Origin of the sequence: Endozoicomonas sp. Mp262 (assembly GCF_025643335.1) — a bacterium.
Classification (GTDB): domain Bacteria; phylum Pseudomonadota; class Gammaproteobacteria; order Pseudomonadales; family Endozoicomonadaceae; genus Endonucleibacter.
Genome location: NZ_CP092489.1, coordinates 4,081,049 through 4,099,262 on the forward strand (window position 1 = coordinate 4,081,049; position 18,214 = coordinate 4,099,262).

Here is an 18,214-nt window from a genome sequence, read left to right on the forward strand (position 1 = left end):
AAGTGTTTTTTCTGAGAGACATCATCATGAACAGGTCAAAATATGAAATAAGCAATTATATATCCCTTATTATATTTATTGCTTTTACCTTATCACTTCAAAACTCATGGGCGGGCAAAAATAAACCTCAAGCAACCCGATACGAAAAGGAAACAAAAACAACAATGAGTAAAAGTAGAAGTTTTATAAACTGGGTTACTGATAGAGTCCGAAAAAAACAACGTTCAACAGTTAGAGCTCAGACCTTATCAGATCTTTCGGCCAGTGATGGTTTCTCAGCTGGAAATGCGCCAACCCATCCAGATCAAAACATTTACCACGAACTAATATTTAGGGTAAACACAAGTCCAGATATTCGGGCCAGTTGGGATGCCTTAAATAGTAATTCATCATACGAGTCATATCGAGATAACAGAAATAGTTACACAAGCACAACATTCAGAGCAGGCACCAGTAAAAGCAAATCCCTGGATGATTTGGATTCAGAACAACAACCTGACATAAGTGTTATTGACTGGAGCAGTCGCTATGATAGTACTATGACACTTCAGGATTCTAGTTCTGTTATGCTAGAAGAGACCAACCTCATGGATTCTGTTATAGACGTTATACCACCTCCCACCCCCCGTTTTGCGCAGCAAGAAATCTATTTAAGAACTCATCTTATGCAATTGGGAAAAATAAAAGAAATGCAACAGGAGTTAATCAGTAATATAGTTAATACTTCAGAACATAAAGGATATAGATCACCTATTCTGTTAAATAAAACAGAATGCATGAAACATGAAGAAGAAAACTTACTGGCATTTCAAAAATTATTTTTCGATGAATATGATAAGTTTTCAGCTAATGACAAACTCTTGACCATAAGTGATGAAGAGCGAACCTGTCATTATTCATTTGTTATTGTCATACTGGTATTATGGATTGATAGTTTTAATAAAATTTTTCAACCAGTTAATTTAGTAGAAGGTAGATTCCATATTGTCTCTGATTTTTTATGTCAACTAAATACACTTTGGAGGCATTCCTTTAAAAGAATTACCACACAGATTGCCATTCTTTGTAATCTCGAACCCGGGCTGGCTATAGATTTCAGTATGGTATTAACAAAAGCCGGTCCCCTGTCACCCGATAAAAAACTTATTAACGTTGCACGTTATACTGATACACGAAAAATAATGCTTCAAGCATTATTTGACCATATAGCCAAATGCGATCAGGATGTTTATGTATTGACTACTGAGGGCATTCACTTCACAGTCGCAGTGGGCGTATAGGGCCTGGTAAAGAAGAAAGCCATTTTACTGCTTTCTTCTCTGTCTTCCGCTGGCCTGATCCCATACAGACAGTGTTGTCAGTTTCTCCCGAATTTTTATCTCAAGTCCCCGGTCATTGGGCTGATAATAACGACGAGGCTCCATGCCATCGGGGAAATAACACTCCCCAGCTGCATAAGCATTGGGTTCATCATGGGCATAACGATACTCTTTGCCATACCCCATACTGCCCATCATTTTGGTGGGTGCATTGCGCAGGTGTAGCGGCACTTCGTAGGACGGATTATTTTTTACATCCGTCAAGGCGGCTTTCCAGGCTTTATAAACCGCATTACTTTTGGGAGCACAGGCACAGTAAACGGTGGCATGGGCCAGTGCCAGCAACCCTTCCGGACTTCCTAGCCGCTCATAGGCCTGCCAGGCATTCATGGCAATTTCAAGAGCCCTGGGATCAGCATTACCAATATCTTCACTGGCAATGGCCACCAGCCGACGAATCACATAGAGCGGATCCGCGCCACCATTAACAATACGAGCCGCCCAATAAAGCGCTCCATCCGGATTAGAACCCCGCACTGACTTGTGAAAAGCAGAAATCTGATCATAAAACGCCTCGCCACCTTTATCAAAACGGCGACCACTGTCTGATAAAATAGCGGTTACCGTCTCAGCCGTAATCATGCTCCCTTCACAAAGGTCCGCCGCTATTTCCAGAGTATTAAGTAACCGTCGTGCATCACCATCCGCATACCGGATCAGTACCTGCTCCGCTTCAGTATCCAGCTGAATTAGCTGATCACCCAACCCTCTGCCCACATCTGTCAAAGCCTGCTGCAATACATTTTTCAGCGCCATTTCATCAAGGGGTTTGAGCACATATACCCGGGCCCGGGATAACAACGCATTATTCAATTCAAAAGAGGGGTTTTCAGTGGTAGCGCCAATAAATATTACCGTGCCATCTTCAATATGGGGTAAAAAGGCATCCTGCTGGGATTTATTGAAGCGATGAACTTCATCCACAAACAATAAGGTCTTTCTGTTACTGGTAACACGAATATCCCTGGCCCGGCTAACGGCGACCCTGATATCTTTAACCCCGGATAACACTGCAGACAGTGTCTCGAAATGGGCATCACAGACAGAGGCAATCAGTCGAGCCAGTGTGGTCTTACCCACACCGGGCGGCCCCCAGAATACCATGGAATGAGCCGCACCCCGCTCCAATGCCTCTCTTAGCGGCTTACCCCGAGCCAGAATATGCTCCTGCCCCAGGTACTCATCCAAAGTTGCAGGCCGCATACGTGCGGCCAGGGGTTGATAAGGTTCCGTATCAACCGTGCCATCAAACAGCGAACTCATTCTTCGGGTGCCCTGCTCCGAGTTTCCTTAATCACATCATAGCCTTTGGTTTCGTCAATCACATCATAGCCTTTGGGAATCCTGGCCTTAAAACGGCTACTGCTGATCATGCCATTGGTATTAACCTGCTTAAGCTCAATGCGTCGTTTGCCGCCAAGGGAGTCCTTGATAAAGAGGGCACTTAGCTGATTTTGCTTAAAGTGGATCTCCAATAATTCAAACAGGTCATTACCAGCTGTCGGCCTCAGGCTATAGGTTTCATCCCCTTTTGCAGAGACCCGAGTGACATTGTAATCTTTCAGAAAATCCCGGGCATTACCACTTAACAACTGTACCGGGGTATTCTGTGAGCTCAGGTCCTGCTCCTGAATCACCGCCTGCATCAGGTCATTATCAATATTCCAGACCCTGCCATCCCGGGAGATAATCTCCTGGCTGTATGGCTCCCTGGTCAACCAGCGGTACATATTCGGACGCTTCAACTGGATTTCACCGGACTGGGATTGACTGCGGCCATTTTCCTGGAGAGATTCCTGATTAAATCGTGCACTCAGGGTGCGGATGGCTTCCAGTTTACCTACCAGCGCATCAACCGCTGCCTTATCATTTTTTACCAGCGCTTCCGTGGTCTTTCCTTTACCCTGCTCAGTGGTCACAGTGACTTCAGGAACGTCTACCGGTTTGGGTGCAGAGGCCAGAACCGACAGGGACAAGGCACACAGGGAAAGAGACAGAGTCAATTGTTTGAGCATATACCATTACTTACCTAGTTTTTCGGCGGTGCCGGTGCCATCACCTCCCGGTTACCATTGGTTCCCATGGGACTGACCACACCCGCCATTTCCATGGATTCTATCATCCTGGCAGCCCGGTTATAGCCTATTTTTAACTTTCTTTGTACTGAAGAGATAGAGGCTTTACGGGTTTCTGTCACAAAAGCCACCGCCTCATCATAAAGCGGATCCCTTTCACTGTCCCCATCCAGTCCCCCACTTAAGGCACTGCCTTCCGCCGCCGATTCACTCATACCGTTCAGGACTTCCTCCACATAATCCGGCTGTCCTCGCTGTTTCCAGTCAGCCACCACCCTGTGCACCTCATCATCACTGACAAAGGCACCATGGACCCGAATGGGAACACTGGTACCCGGCGGCAGATAAAGCATATCCCCGTGCCCCAACAGCTGCTCTGCCCCACCCTGGTCAATAATCGTCCTGGAATCTATTTTACCGGACACCTGAAAACTGATCCGGGTTGGCACATTGGCCTTGATCAATCCGGTAATCACATCCACTGACGGGCGCTGGGTAGCAAGAATGAGATGTATCCCGGCAGCCCGGGCCTTTTGGGCAATACGGGCAATCAGCTCCTCTACCTTTTTGCCAACAATCATCATCATGTCAGCAAATTCATCAATAACCACGACGATAAAGGGCAAGGTGTTCAGCGAGGGGGGAATATCCTCAGCTGATACCGGCTGATAGAGCGGATCAGGTAAAGGCTCTCCTGCCTCAAGCGCTTTTACCACCTTATCATTAAACCCGGTAATATTGCGGACACCCAGGGCAGCCATCAACTTATACCGCCGCTCCATTTCAGCCACACACCAGCGCAGGGCATTGGCCGCCTCTTTCATATCGGTTACCACCGGAGCCAGCAAATGGGGAATACCGTCATAGATAGACAGTTCCAGCATTTTCGGATCGATCATAATCAGTCGTACCGATTCGGGGCCAGACTTGAACAACATGGATAACAACATGGCATTGACCCCAACTGACTTGCCGGAACCGGTGGTGCCCGCCACCAGCAAATGAGGCATTTTGGCAAGATCCACCACCACCGGTTGTCCGCTGATATCATGTCCCAGGGCAAGGCTTAAGGCCGAGGCGGCTTTTTTATAGGTAGAAGAAGCGATCAATTCACTGAAAAAAACCGTCTCCCGGTTATCATTGGGAATCTCAACCCCCATGACCGATTTACCGGGAATCACTTCCACCACCCGAACACTGACCACCGCCAGAGATCGTGCCAGGTCACTGGCAAGGTTGGTAATTCGACTGGCCTTAACCCCCGGTGCCGGCTGAATTTCATAACGGGTTATCACCGGCCCGGGATGGGCGGCCACCACCTGGACTTCAACACCAAAGTCCTTAAGTTTCAGTTCCACCTGGCGGGAAACGGCATCCAGATAAGCCTGATTAATAGCCCCCTCATGTCCCCTGGCTTTATCCAGCAACCCCACTTCCGGCAGTTCCCCCACCTCTTGCGGTGGCGTTTTGTTAATGACCGGCACAAACATATCCCTGGTTTCAGGAACCGATGGTTGAACCGGTGGGTGCTCCGGAATCACCACAGGCAGCACCTGAACCGGCTCACGCTGTACAGGCTCAAGACTGGCTAATGACTCCTTTTTTTTCCTGACCTGTTGTTGCTTGAAAGCCACCCAGCGTTCCCGACACTGAGTCACCAGTACAGAAAAATAATGAAGCGCTTCTTTAGACAACAATCGTCCTCTTTTAATGAGTACCAGACCAACCCGCCCCATTAAATCCATTAAACGAAACCAGGAAAAATCAATATACAGTGTAATACCCACCACCAGAGAGGCCATCAGCAATAACGTACTGCCAATCAAACTGAATACTGGCAGGCTTTTTTCAACCACCAGCGTGCCCATAATCCCACCGATCCCTGAGGAAAAATCAGTACCCAGATAATGATAGTGAAGGGAGGCCAGGGCAGCCGCTGCTATCAGCAACAGGAAAAAACCACTGCTTCGAACCAGAATCAGGGCGGGCAGCCACTCCCAGGGCTGATAGCGATAGAGATAGACCCGAATAGCTTTTATCACCGCAGCGAAGGGAAAAAGCCAGGCCATGGCACCAAACAGTGAGAAAAACACATCTGCCAGCCAGGCCCCCGCCCTGCCCCCATAATTACTTATGATGTCAGTGGTACCAACAAATGACCAGCCAGGATCAGTGCTACTGTAACTGTATAATGACAAGGTCAAATATCCTGCTACCACTAGTAGCAGCAACATCATTCCCTCCCGCAGGCGCAGCGATAATCCCTCACTCAACACCGAGTCAGGCCCAAGCAACCAGGACAGGGAGTCCAACACCCGGACTGCTTTAGTTTTTTTATTTTTCTTGCTCACAGTCTTCGCCATCGCTGTAGAGAAAATCCTTTTTTTCTGAAGATATCACGGCCATCCCTTCAGGATACAGCCTTGTTATGAAACCATTACCCCCAGGAATAAAGGAAATAGAGTGATGACAGCATTACACCTGAGAGCACCCGTTGCTCATTTAACAGTATTATTATTGGCATTGATAACCAGTTTATTATTATCACCCTCTATCAACGATAACTCCGTGGCGGGAACCTTATTCTCATGCCTGATGCTAATCACCCTTATGACTACCCTGACACCACTGGCCACAGACACTCACAGAGTCAGGCTTATTCTTAAAATAACCGGGATCATCCTGATACTGCTAAGACTGGGGGTAACAGATACACAGCTACCCAAATGGGTTTCCTTATTTAGCCTGGCCAGTGTGATTATTTTTCATACCGTCCTGATGGTGCTATTAATGAAACACCTGTTTTCTGATGCACCGCAAACCGAAAAACTACTGGCTGCCATTAACTTTTATCTACTCACTGGCATTAACTTCGGTTTTGTTTATGTCCTGTTGAATCTACTTTCTCCCGGCGCCTTTAACTTTCCTTCCGGCGGCATTTATGACTGGCCAGACTTTCTCTATTTCAGCTTTGTCTCGCTAACCACCCTGGGTTATGGTGATATCATTCCGATTTCGCCCCTGGCTCAAAGCCTGGCTGCTTTGGAAGCGGTTATTGGAGTACTAAGCCCTACGGTAATGATTGCCCGTTTTGTCAAGTAACTATACATGGAGTGTCCTGGTTGCCAGTGCCAGAAGAGAAATGGAATAGCATCCTTGCCTTTACTATTTTCAGTTTTTCTTTAACAGGATTTCTTTAATTTCCAATGACATCATTTCGCTCCGGTTTTTTTATTTGGAAGCCTGATTATAGACAGGAAAAACCAGTACTTTTTAACCAGCCATGTCGCACCCAATCGTACCTATTTATCGCTCTAACTGTGTAAGGTTTAGCAACCTGGTTCAATTTCTCAATGGTTATTCCATCGTTACGGCCAAGAATATCCCCTAAACAAATCAGGCTTTACACGACACTTACATTTTAATAGAGTGTCCGCCGCAACTATCACTGTTCACAGGCATGGATCAATAGCCAAGAAGAACCTGCTAGCGGATGATGCATATCAATCAGATAACAAGCTACTGAGGCCCATGCTTTGCCTGCCCATTTCAGGGTAAGGAGACTCCTCCGGGCGGTAGCGTCTATTGATCATCTCTCTTCAAAATATCTACTTCCTGCCCCTGAATGTTTAAGCTCCCAACAGAAATGCTTGTCATTAAACGAAAACCCCACAACCAAGGAGGGGCCAAAATCCGCGTTAGGCTTGTGGTGGAGTACCTATACCATTAGAAACAACCGCATCAATTTGTACTAAAGCACCCATAGGAATAGCTGAAACGCCAATGACTGTTCTAGCAGGCAGGTCGCCTTTAAAGAAGGTTGTGTAAATTTTATTTACAACATCAATATCTGCGATATTTTTGAGCTGGATATTTATTTTAACTATATCGTCCATAATATGATCAACACTTTCCACAATAGCCTTGATATTTTTCAGGCATTGTTGAACCTGCATTGTTATATCACCCTCTACCAATACATTGGTTTTTGGGTTCAAAGGCAGCTGGGCCGCAATATGATTATAATGAGAAAACGCCACGGTTTGCGTATATAAATCACTTTTTGGTGCATTTTTCGTATTATTTGCTCTTATGACAATACCATGTCTGTCTTCAACTGCCTGTGGAGGTGTACCATCGCCGTGAGATACAACAGCATCAATTTGCACCAAAGCATCCAAAGGCAAGGCTGAAGCTGCGATTACTGTACGTGCAGGAAGATAAGCTGCAGTCCGGGCGATGGCTGAATCCGGGAAAAAAGTTGTGTAGACTTCATTGACAGCTTCAATGTCAGAAAGATTTTTAAGAAAGATATTTATTTTGACAATATCATCAAAAGGTACGTCAATACTGCATAAAATGGCCTTTATATTTTTCAGGCACTGTCCGGTCTGTTCTTTTACGCCACCAGTAATCATTTTACCTGACTCAGGATCGATAGGTAGCTGTGCTGAGATATTATTGTAATGAGAAAAAGCGACCGTTTGTGTAGAAACAGGACTTTTTGGCGAGTTTTCCGTATTTCTTGCAACTTTAACAAGATCACAAGGGGCCTGCGAAGGTGTACCTTCACCGTTTGAAATAAGCGCGTCAATTTGTATCAAAGCACCATCTAAAGGTAGCGCCAAAACTTCAGCTGTCGTCCGTGTAGGAAAACTGCCATGAAAGAATGTTTCATAGACTTTATCAACGACACCCACATCTGAGATATTCTTGAGAAATATATTGATTTTAACAACATCGTCCATCACATGATCAATACTTTCTACAATTGCCTTAATATTGACTAGGCACTGCTTTGCCTGCTCTTCTATACCTCCCGCTACAACTTTACCTGTTTCAGGGTCTACAGGTAATTGAGCTGAAATATTATTGTAATGGGAAAAAGCGACCGTTTGTGTAGAAATAGCGCTTATTGGTGCATTCTCAGTATTTCTGGAAAGCTTGATAATATCGCCACTCATATCGATACCTATCCTGTGTAAAATCTCAAAGGGGATTATAGTCGATATCATAAATGAGAAGATAAAATGTGGTTTATATAGCCACCAATTCTCTAAATCCTATTAGTATTTCTTAGCCTTCTAGTTATTCATACTACCTTGACCACAAACTATCTACATCATAAAGCTTCGGCATCACCTACTCAGGTCTCTTTCATGATCAGACCTTTATAACTATTATTGCATTTTGATATTCAATTAAAAACTTTCTCTTTCCAAATACTTACCAGCCATAAATAAAGTTTACCCCAGATAATGTTTAACCGCTCTCATTTTATAACACCCCTGATTAATTCCACAACAACCCCACTTCACTCATTATATTTACCCTGATACAGAGACCATGTTTAAATTTAAATTTTATTTTTTCATTATCATTATCACCCTACTTACAGGTTGCGTTAGCCCCATTCCATTAAATGAGCAATCTCCTGCTCCTGAATATAAACCAGCTGACAAATTACTAATATCTGTTATAGATGAAAGAAAGCGGGTTTCAGAAGGAAAACCTGATAACTTTATAGGCGTAGCTCATGCTGCATTTGGCATTCCAGTTGACTGGAGTATCAGTCAGGCGCTGTCTGTTGAAAAAGGAGATAAAGAGCGAAATCTATCTGAATTTCTTACATATCGAATTATCAATGGATTGAAGTCCAAAGGATGGAATGCAGAAGCAATCATCATGGATAACAGAATAGATACTGATAAAGCAGCTGAAGTCCTTAAGCAAAATAAAGCCAATAAACTATTAATTTTAAATATTCATGAATGGTATTTCAGCATCAACTTAAACTGGGTATCTGAATTTAATTTTGACACAGATACCCTTATACAAGTGTATCAAATAAAAAATGGCAAAATACTGGAAAAACAGATTGCAGGACGGGATGTCATTATTGAAAAAGCTGATGACTCTCCTCAAAATAGCATTTTAAGGGCATACAGGGATCAATTGCAGGAAATATTCAGTGATCCCGATATCCAGAGTGCACTTATAAAAAATAAAATCTGATCGATTAAAGGTATAAATTTTTAATCGACATAGAATCAAAGTAGCAATAGTGGTATAATATCTAAAATCAAAACAATAGGTATTATATCACTTATTTAATAAAGCTTAAAAAATTATCAATAAATAAGAAGACTGAAAAAAATCATAACTGCATGTATTAATTAGGGGGAGCTATGTTGGAAGCAACAAGCTTATTGGAGAACATTTGTGTCAATGATGCCAGCAATGAGAGACTTTTTGCTAGCATTGCCCAAGATATAGAACAAAAAGGTTTCAGTATCCGGCCTAAAGCCTTGTCTGAGGATTTACAAATAGCCTTAAGTGCTCAACAACAAAAAATAAATGATAATAATTATTCCACGGCTGGAATAGGTCGAGCAATCAATTATTTAAAAAACGATGGAGTGCGATCTGATAAAATCTCCTGGATTACCGGTCAATCAGTGGCAGAAAATAATTGGTTATATTGGGTAAACCAGTTACGGACTTATTTAAACCGCCATTTATTCCTGGGCCTATTCTCCTTCGAAAGCCACTTTGCTCACTACCAGCCAGGTGATTTTTACCGTAGACATTACGATGCCTTCAAAGGTGAGTCCAATAGGATATTATCCCTTATTATCTACCTGAATGAAGGGTGGACCCAAGCCGATGAGGGAAAACTGGTTCTTTATGGAAATGACCATGACAGGGAAGGAATCAAAGTGATACCTGCCATGGGTACACTGGTTACCTTTCTTAGTGAAGATTTTCCCCATGAAGTACTGCCGGCCAATAGGGACCGGTTTTCTATCGCTGGCTGGTTCAGGATTAACACATCAACAAAGGAAAAAACTGATCCTCCTTTATAAAGGCAGGGGTTATAAAGCAGTTTATTAATTAGAAAAGCTTGCCAATAGCAATTCCCATGGTAAGCTTTTCCCTGGTATAAATACTTAAGCTCCATATTCAATCAATCCATAGAAGAATTAACCAATAATAGATATTTATATAACTTATTGTAGATGAAGTATTTTTTAAGATAATTTCTCACTCTATTTCAGGAATTACTATTAATGTACCCAAGACTGATCCGTCGAATAAAAGCCTTGATCATTGATTCCATAATAGTCGTCACCTTATTTATTGCCTGTTTAACCATTGTCTCTTTAGCAAAATTTGATAATGATTACCTTAACTTAGCTATCGTTATTTTACCAGCTATTCCCGCATGATGAACGTCGATGATCGTTGGTATTGACAATAAGGCAGCAAAAATAATGAAGCCGATCAAAACTGAGCCGCCAATTAACAAAGCGGAGCTTTAAAGAAAAAATGTCACCCCTGAACGTAGCTACGATATGGCCGGTTATGATGTATCGAATGGAATCACCCTTTTCTCTTCAATACCATGAGTTACTGTGTAAAAAAGCCCCTCCCACGTTTTTATCAGCCAATGCAAAAAATAGCCCTGTATCCATTTCCATAATGCTATACGGACTCCTTTTGAGCGGGTTCTTAAAGCTTCCTGAAACTGGGGACAGCACAGTTCCTGTATTTGATCTACGAGAAAAGCAAGCATCGTCAGATAGGCCAGATTTGTGGCTAAGTGCTTCTCACCGTGACCGTAGTTATGTTCGAGATCGTAGCCTTGATTTTTCAGGGTGTTAAACGTCTGGTTCTCAATATGCCATCGGCAGCGCCCTCCTTTCATGACGGGTTCTATGGTTTCTTCGTTAAGCGGAATATCAGTCACCCAGCACCAGATATGCTGTTTACCTTTTTTATCGGTTTCGACAAAATCAAGCACATTAACCTGTTCTGCATATTTTGCCTTGTTCAGCCTGACGTCATTGGCATAGCGAAACCACCACTTAATTCCAGTCTCTTCATTAACTTTTTCAGCACGGTGAACTTTTCCTTCTTTATCCAGCTCATCCATCGCTTCAACCAGCGAGGCATGGTTGCCATCTTTCGCGACAATGATGTAATGCCAGCCATAACTCTTAATCAGTTGGACAGTGGGGTTGTCAGCATAAAGACTGTCCAGAAGAATAACGAACTTTAGACGTGGGTGATGCTCTCGTATGGTGGCAAACAACCGTTTAATGGCATTTTTTTCACAGTCATTTTTGGTCGAACCGTCCTGGCAAACTATGGCTTCCGGTGCCAATGGCAAGACTGTTTTTTGATCCGGGTGAGCAATGCATGCTGCCATTAACTGGTGGTAGTGAGCTTCGTTGGCCTTTCCCTTATTTTTAGTACAGCACTCCTGACAAGGTTTTTTATTATTGCAGGAGTAAAATAGCCCAGTTCCATCGATCGGGAGCAAGTAGTGATTTTTCAAGTTCCCGCAGTGAAATTCGAATGCCTTCAGTAATCCGCCCCTTTGGACGTTAGACAGCAATGTCTTAAAAGGCTTTTTGAACTCTACGGGATCTATTGGATCCAGGATTTCCCGCATACTGGTATCACAGGGAGCACGTTTTTTTATCTGATACAGGTGCTCAAGGTTATGCCTTACTTCTTGCTCTGTTTTATCACGCTCAAACGAGAGGAGCGATGGGTACTTGAGATGCATCATGGCAAAAGCGGACATGGAGGCATCATGTATTGTTATTTTTCTGGAATCCTTGTTTGGTCGGACATCTGGAATTTGCTCATAACTTTCAGAAATCGTAGTAATTAAACTGTTTGCACAAAGATGCTTACGACTTTTTTGGAATGGATAAGCCATGAGAGACAGCCATTGATAAAGTATCCCTATCAAAAGTAGACGTTATTTTGTGCGAAATCACTCCATTTGGAATTTACTGTAAGCCTTGCTGTTGCAGTGATTTAATTGATGTCACGGGAATAGCTGTTATTTTACCTGTTATTTTTTATGAGCCCCTATTCATCACTTTTAAGGGACAAACCCCTGGCCACAGGTTAAATGGACTTCTGGTAAGAGATAAACAGGGAATTAATAAGTTGAACATTATCCGCTCTACCCTGAGATTTATAGCCAAATTAGCCCTGGGGCTTCCCTCATTCTTTTTTGTCTTTACCACTAAAAATCATCAGGCACTTCATGATCTTATTACCAGAGCCATTGTTATCAATGATAGCAAGGTAAGCCTTCCCCACTATGAACAATTATCTGCCCGGGCGCCCCTAGGAAGCAATGAATCACTGGCTTCACCGCCTAAACGAATCTTTATGATTGTTTTATACAGTGCTATCAGTCTTATCTTATTATTCCTTGCTACAAATCTGCTCTTAACACCCAACTGCATTAGCCTTGATCAGTGCACCCCCTCCGACCAGATCATTCTGGATGCAACGGGCTTTTTCTGGCTATTGCTACCGGGCCTCATCATGATCACTGGCTGGAGAGGCAAACTGCCCTTCTGTAAAAACTAAGAAGCAGGCTTTTAAGGACACATGCTAGAATATCAAGAAGTTACTCTAAGAAAAGCCACCCCTGATGATAAAGAAACGCTGTTTCACCTGATCACTGAAAATCAGGAATGGACTCGATTCAACGGCCCCTATTTTCCCTATAGCCCACCCACTCCGGATGAATTCCAAACCGGGCTTTTCGAGCGTTTGCAACAGGGTGATGACACATTGATCATTGAGTATAACCATACTCCTATTGGAACCGTTTCCTACTACTGGGAAGATAAACGTACCCGCTGGCTGGAAGTGGGTATAGTCGTTTATAGCCATAACCAATGGGGAAAAGGTCTCGGTAGAAAAGCCCTGATTCCCTGGATTACCCACTTGTTCCACACCCTGGAAATTGCACGTGTTGGTTTAACAACCTGGTCTGGTAACCCCCGTATGATGGTTTGCGCAGAGGCTATCGGCATGAAACTTGAGGCCCGTCTTCGAAAAGTCCGGTATTATAACGAGCATTACTACGACTCAGTAAAGTTTGGGGTACTCAGGGAAGAATGGTTCAAAAAATACCCCAACCTGTCCGAAAAGGTGGTAAAATGAACAATATTTTTGAATCTATTCCAACCGAAATCCCCAATGAAATCTTCACAGACCTGGTGACAGGTGAAAATATCCGTGTAGAACGCATTTTATCCAAGGGTCAAACCTCACCTGAAAATGGCTGGTATGATCAGGATGAGAATGAATGGGTTATGGTACTAAAAGGTGAAGGGACTATCACGTTTGATGACGGCCACAATATTTGCTTGCAGGAAGGTGACTTTATCACTATCCCAAAACATAAAAAGCATAAGGTATCCCGCACCGATCCAAATCATGTTACGGTATGGCTGGCTATTTTCTATAAATAGTCAAAAAAACAACGCCAATAATAAAAGTAGCCCCCCTCAAGAGACGCTTTCAAAAAATCATTAAGGACGTCCCTTATGACCTGAGTTCGACATAAGGAACTGATTTTATATAGCATAGCTACCACGCTGATTAGGGGTGGAGTAGTGCTGTGCTGACCAAGGTATTTTGCAGGGTAGACGATTTTTGCAAGCAATTTGAACCAAAGCTAAACCAGTATCTGATCGAGCATTGTGGCCGCAAGCGCATTCGTAAACAGTCTCTATCAATCAGCGAAGTGGCAACGATCGTCATCCTATTTCATGCTAAAGGCTATCGTTGTCTGAAGCACTTCTATATTAATCATGTCTGTAAATACTGGCATAAGCACTTTCACGGGCTAGTCAGCTACAATCGGTTTGTTGAGCTGATGCCACAAGCGCTTATGGTACTCTCAGCTTTCTTGCAGACACGATATGGCAAGGTGTCTGGCATTTCTTATATAGATTCAACCGGCATCGCTGTCTGTGAAAAAAGTCGGGCTCTGCGCCATAAAGTGTTTAAAGATGAAGCAGGCTGGGGTAAGTCTTCTACACACTGGTATTACGGCTTTAAGCTTCACCTGATTATCAATGATACCGGTGAGTTGCTGGCGGTTAAGTGTACATCAGGTAATACCGATGATCGTGCTGTTCTTGAAGATATGTGCTGCCACTTGTTTGGTAAGCTGTTCGGCGACAAAGGCTATATATCCAAGGCCAAAGCCCAGCTTTTAAAAGAAAAATACGATGTTGACCTGATTACGACGCGCAGGAAAAACATGAAACCTCAGAACCTGCCTGCTTTTGATAAAGTACTGCTGAGAGGGCGTGCAATCATTGAGACGGTCAACGATCAGTTGAAAAATATCTCTCAGATAGAGCACACCCGCCACCGCTCAAAGTTCAATTTTATGGTGAACTTGCTGGCAGGGCTTATAGCCTATACGTTTCAAAAAAAGAAGCCTTCTCTGAGCATTCAGCATACGGGGCTGGTTGAGTTGGTTGCTTAACCGTTATGTCGAACTCAGGTTTAATGATTTTGGTATTGACCTTGAGCAGTTCACGGACCCCTTAAAAGGAGCCACAGAAGTAGGTGCAGGTGTACTGGAAGGAGTGTTAATCACTGCCTTCGCGCAAAAAAAACTGTACACCATTAACAAAAGGCGTAAGGCTGTTCAGAATGCCCATAAAATCCGTACTGCGCGGGAACAGGAAATTTTCAGGCAGTTAGCCACTCCTGTTCCTGGCAGTTATCAACTGCCGGAAGAGCAGCTGGAGCCAATCATAACCTTACAGGGACTTCTTCTAAGCAATAACCAACCGTTGAACAGGGAAAAATTCCAGGCACTTATTATCAAGCTGCATCATGCTGTTGGTGCCAGTGCACCTGAGGTACCAATGGCTTCTGATCATTTAAAAAAAACGTGTCAGGCAATGGGAGTCCACCTGAAATCAGGTAAGGTTACTATGGATCTTGATAAACTGTTAAATTACCTGAAAACCCACGGCCAGCCTTTTCCTGATTTATTCAATATCGAAGAGGTGAGCAACCCTATCAGCAGAAACCAGTTTCAACAGTTTGCCGACCTCTGCTTTCTTGAAGAAGAGCAATCGGACAGCTATTCCCGCATGATGAACGTCGATGATCGTTGGTATTGACAATAAGGCAGCAAAAATAATGAAGCCGATCAAAACTGAGCCGCCAATTAACAAAGCGGAGCTTTAAAGAAAAAATGTCACCCCTGAACGTAGCTACGATATGGCCGGTTATGATGTATCGAATGGAATCACCCTTTTCTCTTCAATACCATGAGTTACTGTGTAAAAAAGCCCCTCCCACGTTTTTATCAGCCAATGCAAAAAATAGCCCTGTATCCATTTCCATAATGCTATACGGACTCCTTTTGAGCGGGTTCTTAAAGCTTCCTGAAACTGGGGACAGCACAGTTCCTGTATTTGATCTACGAGAAAAGCAAGCATCGTCAGATAGGCCAGATTTGTGGCTAAGTGCTTCTCACCGTGACCGTAGTTATGTTCGAGATCGTAGCCTTGATTTTTCAGGGTGTTAAACGTCTGGTTCTCAATATGCCATCGGCAGCGCCCTCCTTTCATGACGGGTTCTATGGTTTCTTCGTTAAGCGGAATATCAGTCACCCAGCACCAGATATGCTGTTTACCTTTTTTATCGGTTTCGACAAAATCAAGCACATTAACCTGTTCTGCATATTTTGCCTTGTTCAGCCTGACGTCATTGGCATAGCGAAACCACCACTTAATTCCAGTCTCTTCATTAACTTTTTCAGCACGGTGAACTTTTCCTTCTTTATCCAGCTCATCCATCGCTTCAACCAGCGAGGCATGGTTGCCATCTTTCGCGACAATGATGTAATGCCAGCCATAACTCTTAATCAGTTGGACAGTGGGGTTGTCAGCATAAAGACTGTCCAGAAGAATAACGAACTTTAGACGTGGGTGATGCTCTCGTATGGTGGCAAACAACCGTTTAATGGCATTTTTTTCACAGTCATTTTTGGTCGAACCGTCCTGGCAAACTATGGCTTCCGGTGCCAATGGCAAGACTGTTTTTTGATCCGGGTGAGCAATGCATGCTGCCATTAACTGGTGGTAGTGAGCTTCGTTGGCCTTTCCCTTATTTTTAGTACAGCACTCCTGACAAGGTTTTTTATTATTGCAGGAGTAAAATAGCCCAGTTCCATCGATCGGGAGCAAGTAGTGATTTTTCAAGTTCCCGCAGTGAAATTCGAATGCCTTCAGTAATCCGCCCCTTTGGACGTTAGACAGCAATGTCTTAAAAGGCTTTTTGAACTCTACGGGATCTATTGGATCCAGGATTTCCCGCATACTGGTATCACAGGGAGCACGTTTTTTTATCTGATACAGGTGCTCAAGGTTATGCCTTACTTCTTGCTCTGTTTTATCACGCTCAAACGAGAGGAGCGATGGGTACTTGAGATGCATCATGGCAAAAGCGGACATGGAGGCATCATGTATTGTTATTTTTCTGGAATCCTTGTTTGGTCGGACATCTGGAATTTGCTCATAACTTTCAGAAATCGTAGTAATTAAACTGTTTGCACAAAGATGCTTACGACTTTTTTGGAATGGATAAGCCATGAGAGACAGCCATTGATAAAGTATCCCTATCAAAAGTAGACGTTATTTTGTGCGAAATCACTCCATTTGGAATTTACTGTAAGCCTTGCTGTTGCAGTGATTTAATTGATGTCACGGGAATAGCTGGCAATCGGATGGTCTCCTGGAAGGTAAGGATGCCCCCCTCAAGAATATTTTGAAACACAATGAAAGCTATATCGAAAGAGCAGCGCTTTCAACACTTATAAGAGACATAGATAAACTCTTTAAAGGCCGTCAATCACCTTTCAGTTACGAGGATAAGATGCAGCTAAGATGGTTTGCAAAAACACTGGAGGATGATCAGGCAAACAGCATGCAGGATAAGAAAAAACTTGAAAGTATCAATCAGATACTTAAGAAAGCCAATATAAAGATTGACTACAAAACAGACAAACTATTGGGTTCTGTCAGAAAAAATTCAAAAGCTATATTTCACCGTATCAAAATTGATACAGAAAAAATGTACAACCACCTTCAAAGAATGGATAAACTACCAACCGTCAAAGGCGTTGATGATATTTTAACCAGGCAAAGTCGTAATATAGAAGCACTGTATCACCTGAGAGACTATGATCAGTGGAAAGTACGCCAACATAAAAGGGACCGGAATATCAAGCTGGCATCGGCTGTAACAGGTTTTTTACCTGTTTCCCTTGGAGTGGATGAAATACTCAAGGCCGTTGCCTATAACAAGGATCGAAGGTATAGAGAAAAGAATGAAACTTCAATGAATAGTCGTATAAAAAATGCCTACGAAGCTAGACATAATACCTCTCTTAACAAGAAAGAAAGAAAAGAACTGGCTCGCTTGCTAAGTAATGCCCGTGATGTTAAACAAGCCCATATGAAAATCAAAAAAAATAGAAGTGAAGCCAATGAAGACATTCACATTGTTGCAGCCATTGCTGATCCTTTTTCTACGGTAATGGGTCCTGTAGGCAGAGGTGTAAAAGGGGGAATAAAAGCAACGGCAAAAACAACGGCAGCTATTGCTGCAATGGCTGATCGAAAAATAAAAGATAAAAAATTGAAAAAAGAAAATCGTTTTAATGAAACCAATGATATCTACCGTTTTTACAAAAAACTTTACCTGACAGCCATAGAACAGGATAATGATGAAAAAATGGATGAAATACAGACACTGGCAGAACTCACCTACGGAATTAATGGTGAAAGCTTCGATGCCCTGGTTAGAACAGAGCTTGTTGAAAACAACAAGTTTAAATTAAGTTTCTCACAGCGGACAGTGAAACATTAGCAGCAAATATCCCTAATAGAATAACCTGCATTTATT

17 protein-coding genes are annotated in these 18,214 nt (G+C 43.1%); 11 read left to right on the forward strand and 6 right to left on the reverse strand.

All coding sequences use genetic code 11. The features are described from left to right. Window positions 1-26 precede the first annotated feature (26 nt). A complete protein-coding gene (locus MJ595_RS17890; protein ID WP_263079405.1) occupies window positions 27-1,280 on the forward strand; it encodes a hypothetical protein in 1,254 nt (417 codons plus the stop codon). Between the two features lie 24 nt (window positions 1,281-1,304). Here MJ595_RS17890 and MJ595_RS17895 read toward each other — a convergent pair whose 3' ends face one another. Genes MJ595_RS17895 through MJ595_RS17905 form a run of 3 tightly spaced genes read right to left on the reverse strand, consistent with a single transcriptional unit; the run spans window position 1,305 to window position 5,817 of the window. Beyond that, window positions 1,305-2,642: a replication-associated recombination protein A gene (locus MJ595_RS17895; protein ID WP_263079407.1), complete on the reverse strand. Its 1,338-nt coding sequence runs from the start codon at window positions 2,640-2,642 to the stop codon at window positions 1,305-1,307. Then, entirely contained in the window at window positions 2,639-3,394 is a 756-nt protein-coding gene (lolA, locus tag MJ595_RS17900; RefSeq protein ID WP_263079408.1) for an outer membrane lipoprotein chaperone LolA, read from the reverse strand. The genes MJ595_RS17895 and lolA overlap by 4 nt, the downstream gene beginning before the upstream one ends. Window positions 3,395-3,408: 14 nt before the next feature. Further along, window positions 3,409-5,817, reverse strand: a complete 2,409-nt coding sequence (locus MJ595_RS17905) for a DNA translocase FtsK 4TM domain-containing protein (RefSeq protein WP_263079410.1) — start codon at window positions 5,815-5,817, stop codon at window positions 3,409-3,411. 103 nt (window positions 5,818-5,920) lie between these two features. Between MJ595_RS17905 and MJ595_RS17910 the strand changes: the two genes are divergently transcribed. Beyond that, window positions 5,921-6,556 (forward strand): ion channel, encoded by a 636-nt coding sequence (locus tag MJ595_RS17910; RefSeq protein WP_263322537.1) that lies wholly within the window; start codon window positions 5,921-5,923, stop codon window positions 6,554-6,556. A gap of 596 nt (window positions 6,557-7,152) precedes the next feature. Here MJ595_RS17910 and MJ595_RS17915 read toward each other — a convergent pair. Then, entirely contained in the window at window positions 7,153-8,418 is a 1,266-nt protein-coding gene (locus MJ595_RS17915; protein ID WP_263079411.1) for a Rid family hydrolase, read from the reverse strand. Window positions 8,419-8,800: 382 nt separating this feature from the next. Here MJ595_RS17915 and MJ595_RS17920 point away from each other — a divergent pair, with 382 nt between their 5' ends. The 3 genes from MJ595_RS17920 (at window position 8,801) to MJ595_RS17930 (ending at window position 10,683) form a co-directional block, all read left to right on the forward strand. Continuing rightward, window positions 8,801-9,469 carry a hypothetical protein gene (locus MJ595_RS17920; RefSeq protein WP_263079412.1) on the forward strand — a complete coding sequence of 223 codons (669 nt, stop codon included), beginning with the start codon at window positions 8,801-8,803 and terminating at the stop codon, window positions 9,467-9,469. A 173-nt stretch (window positions 9,470-9,642) separates the two neighbouring features. Further along, window positions 9,643-10,320 (forward strand): 2OG-Fe(II) oxygenase, encoded by a 678-nt coding sequence (locus MJ595_RS17925; protein WP_263079413.1) that lies wholly within the window; start codon window positions 9,643-9,645, stop codon window positions 10,318-10,320. Between the two features lie 204 nt (window positions 10,321-10,524). Beyond that, window positions 10,525-10,683 (forward strand): hypothetical protein, encoded by a 159-nt coding sequence (locus MJ595_RS17930; RefSeq protein WP_263079414.1) that lies wholly within the window; start codon window positions 10,525-10,527, stop codon window positions 10,681-10,683. Window positions 10,684-10,817: 134 nt separating this feature from the next. Here MJ595_RS17930 and MJ595_RS17935 read toward each other — a convergent pair whose 3' ends face one another. Then, entirely contained in the window at window positions 10,818-12,185 is a 1,368-nt protein-coding gene (locus MJ595_RS17935) for a transposase (protein ID WP_263078002.1), read from the reverse strand. A gap of 47 nt (window positions 12,186-12,232) precedes the next feature. On the opposite strand from MJ595_RS17935, the gene MJ595_RS17940 reads away from it, so the two are divergent. The 5 genes from MJ595_RS17940 (at window position 12,233) to MJ595_RS17960 (ending at window position 15,423) form a co-directional block, all read left to right on the forward strand. Further along, window positions 12,233-12,853 carry an RDD family protein gene (locus MJ595_RS17940; protein WP_263079415.1) on the forward strand — a complete coding sequence of 207 codons (621 nt, stop codon included), beginning with the start codon at window positions 12,233-12,235 and terminating at the stop codon, window positions 12,851-12,853. Window positions 12,854-12,874: 21 nt separating this feature from the next. Continuing rightward, complete coding sequence (locus tag MJ595_RS17945) at window positions 12,875-13,435, forward strand: GNAT family N-acetyltransferase (RefSeq protein ID WP_263079416.1); 561 nt, start codon at window positions 12,875-12,877, stop codon at window positions 13,433-13,435. Then, window positions 13,432-13,746, forward strand: coding sequence for a cupin domain-containing protein (locus MJ595_RS17950; protein ID WP_263079417.1), 315 nt, complete (start codon window positions 13,432-13,434; stop codon window positions 13,744-13,746). Before MJ595_RS17945 ends, MJ595_RS17950 begins: the two co-directional genes overlap by 4 nt. A 149-nt stretch (window positions 13,747-13,895) precedes the next feature. Continuing rightward, window positions 13,896-14,774 carry an IS982 family transposase gene (locus MJ595_RS17955; RefSeq protein ID WP_263078216.1) on the forward strand — a complete coding sequence of 293 codons (879 nt, stop codon included), beginning with the start codon at window positions 13,896-13,898 and terminating at the stop codon, window positions 14,772-14,774. Next, a complete protein-coding gene (locus MJ595_RS17960; protein WP_263079418.1) occupies window positions 14,758-15,423 on the forward strand; it encodes a hypothetical protein in 666 nt (221 codons plus the stop codon). Before MJ595_RS17955 ends, MJ595_RS17960 begins: the two co-directional genes overlap by 17 nt. Before the next feature lie 108 nt (window positions 15,424-15,531). Here MJ595_RS17960 and MJ595_RS17965 read toward each other — a convergent pair whose 3' ends face one another. Beyond that, the gene (locus tag MJ595_RS17965; protein WP_263078002.1) at window positions 15,532-16,899 is read right to left on the reverse strand and encodes a transposase; all 1,368 of its coding nucleotides are present in this window, start codon (window positions 16,897-16,899) and stop codon (window positions 15,532-15,534) included. 283 nt (window positions 16,900-17,182) lie between these two features. Between MJ595_RS17965 and MJ595_RS17970 the strand changes: the two genes are divergently transcribed. Beyond that, window positions 17,183-18,178: a hypothetical protein gene (locus MJ595_RS17970; RefSeq protein ID WP_263079419.1), complete on the forward strand. Its 996-nt coding sequence runs from the start codon at window positions 17,183-17,185 to the stop codon at window positions 18,176-18,178. Window positions 18,179-18,214 lie beyond the last annotated feature (36 nt).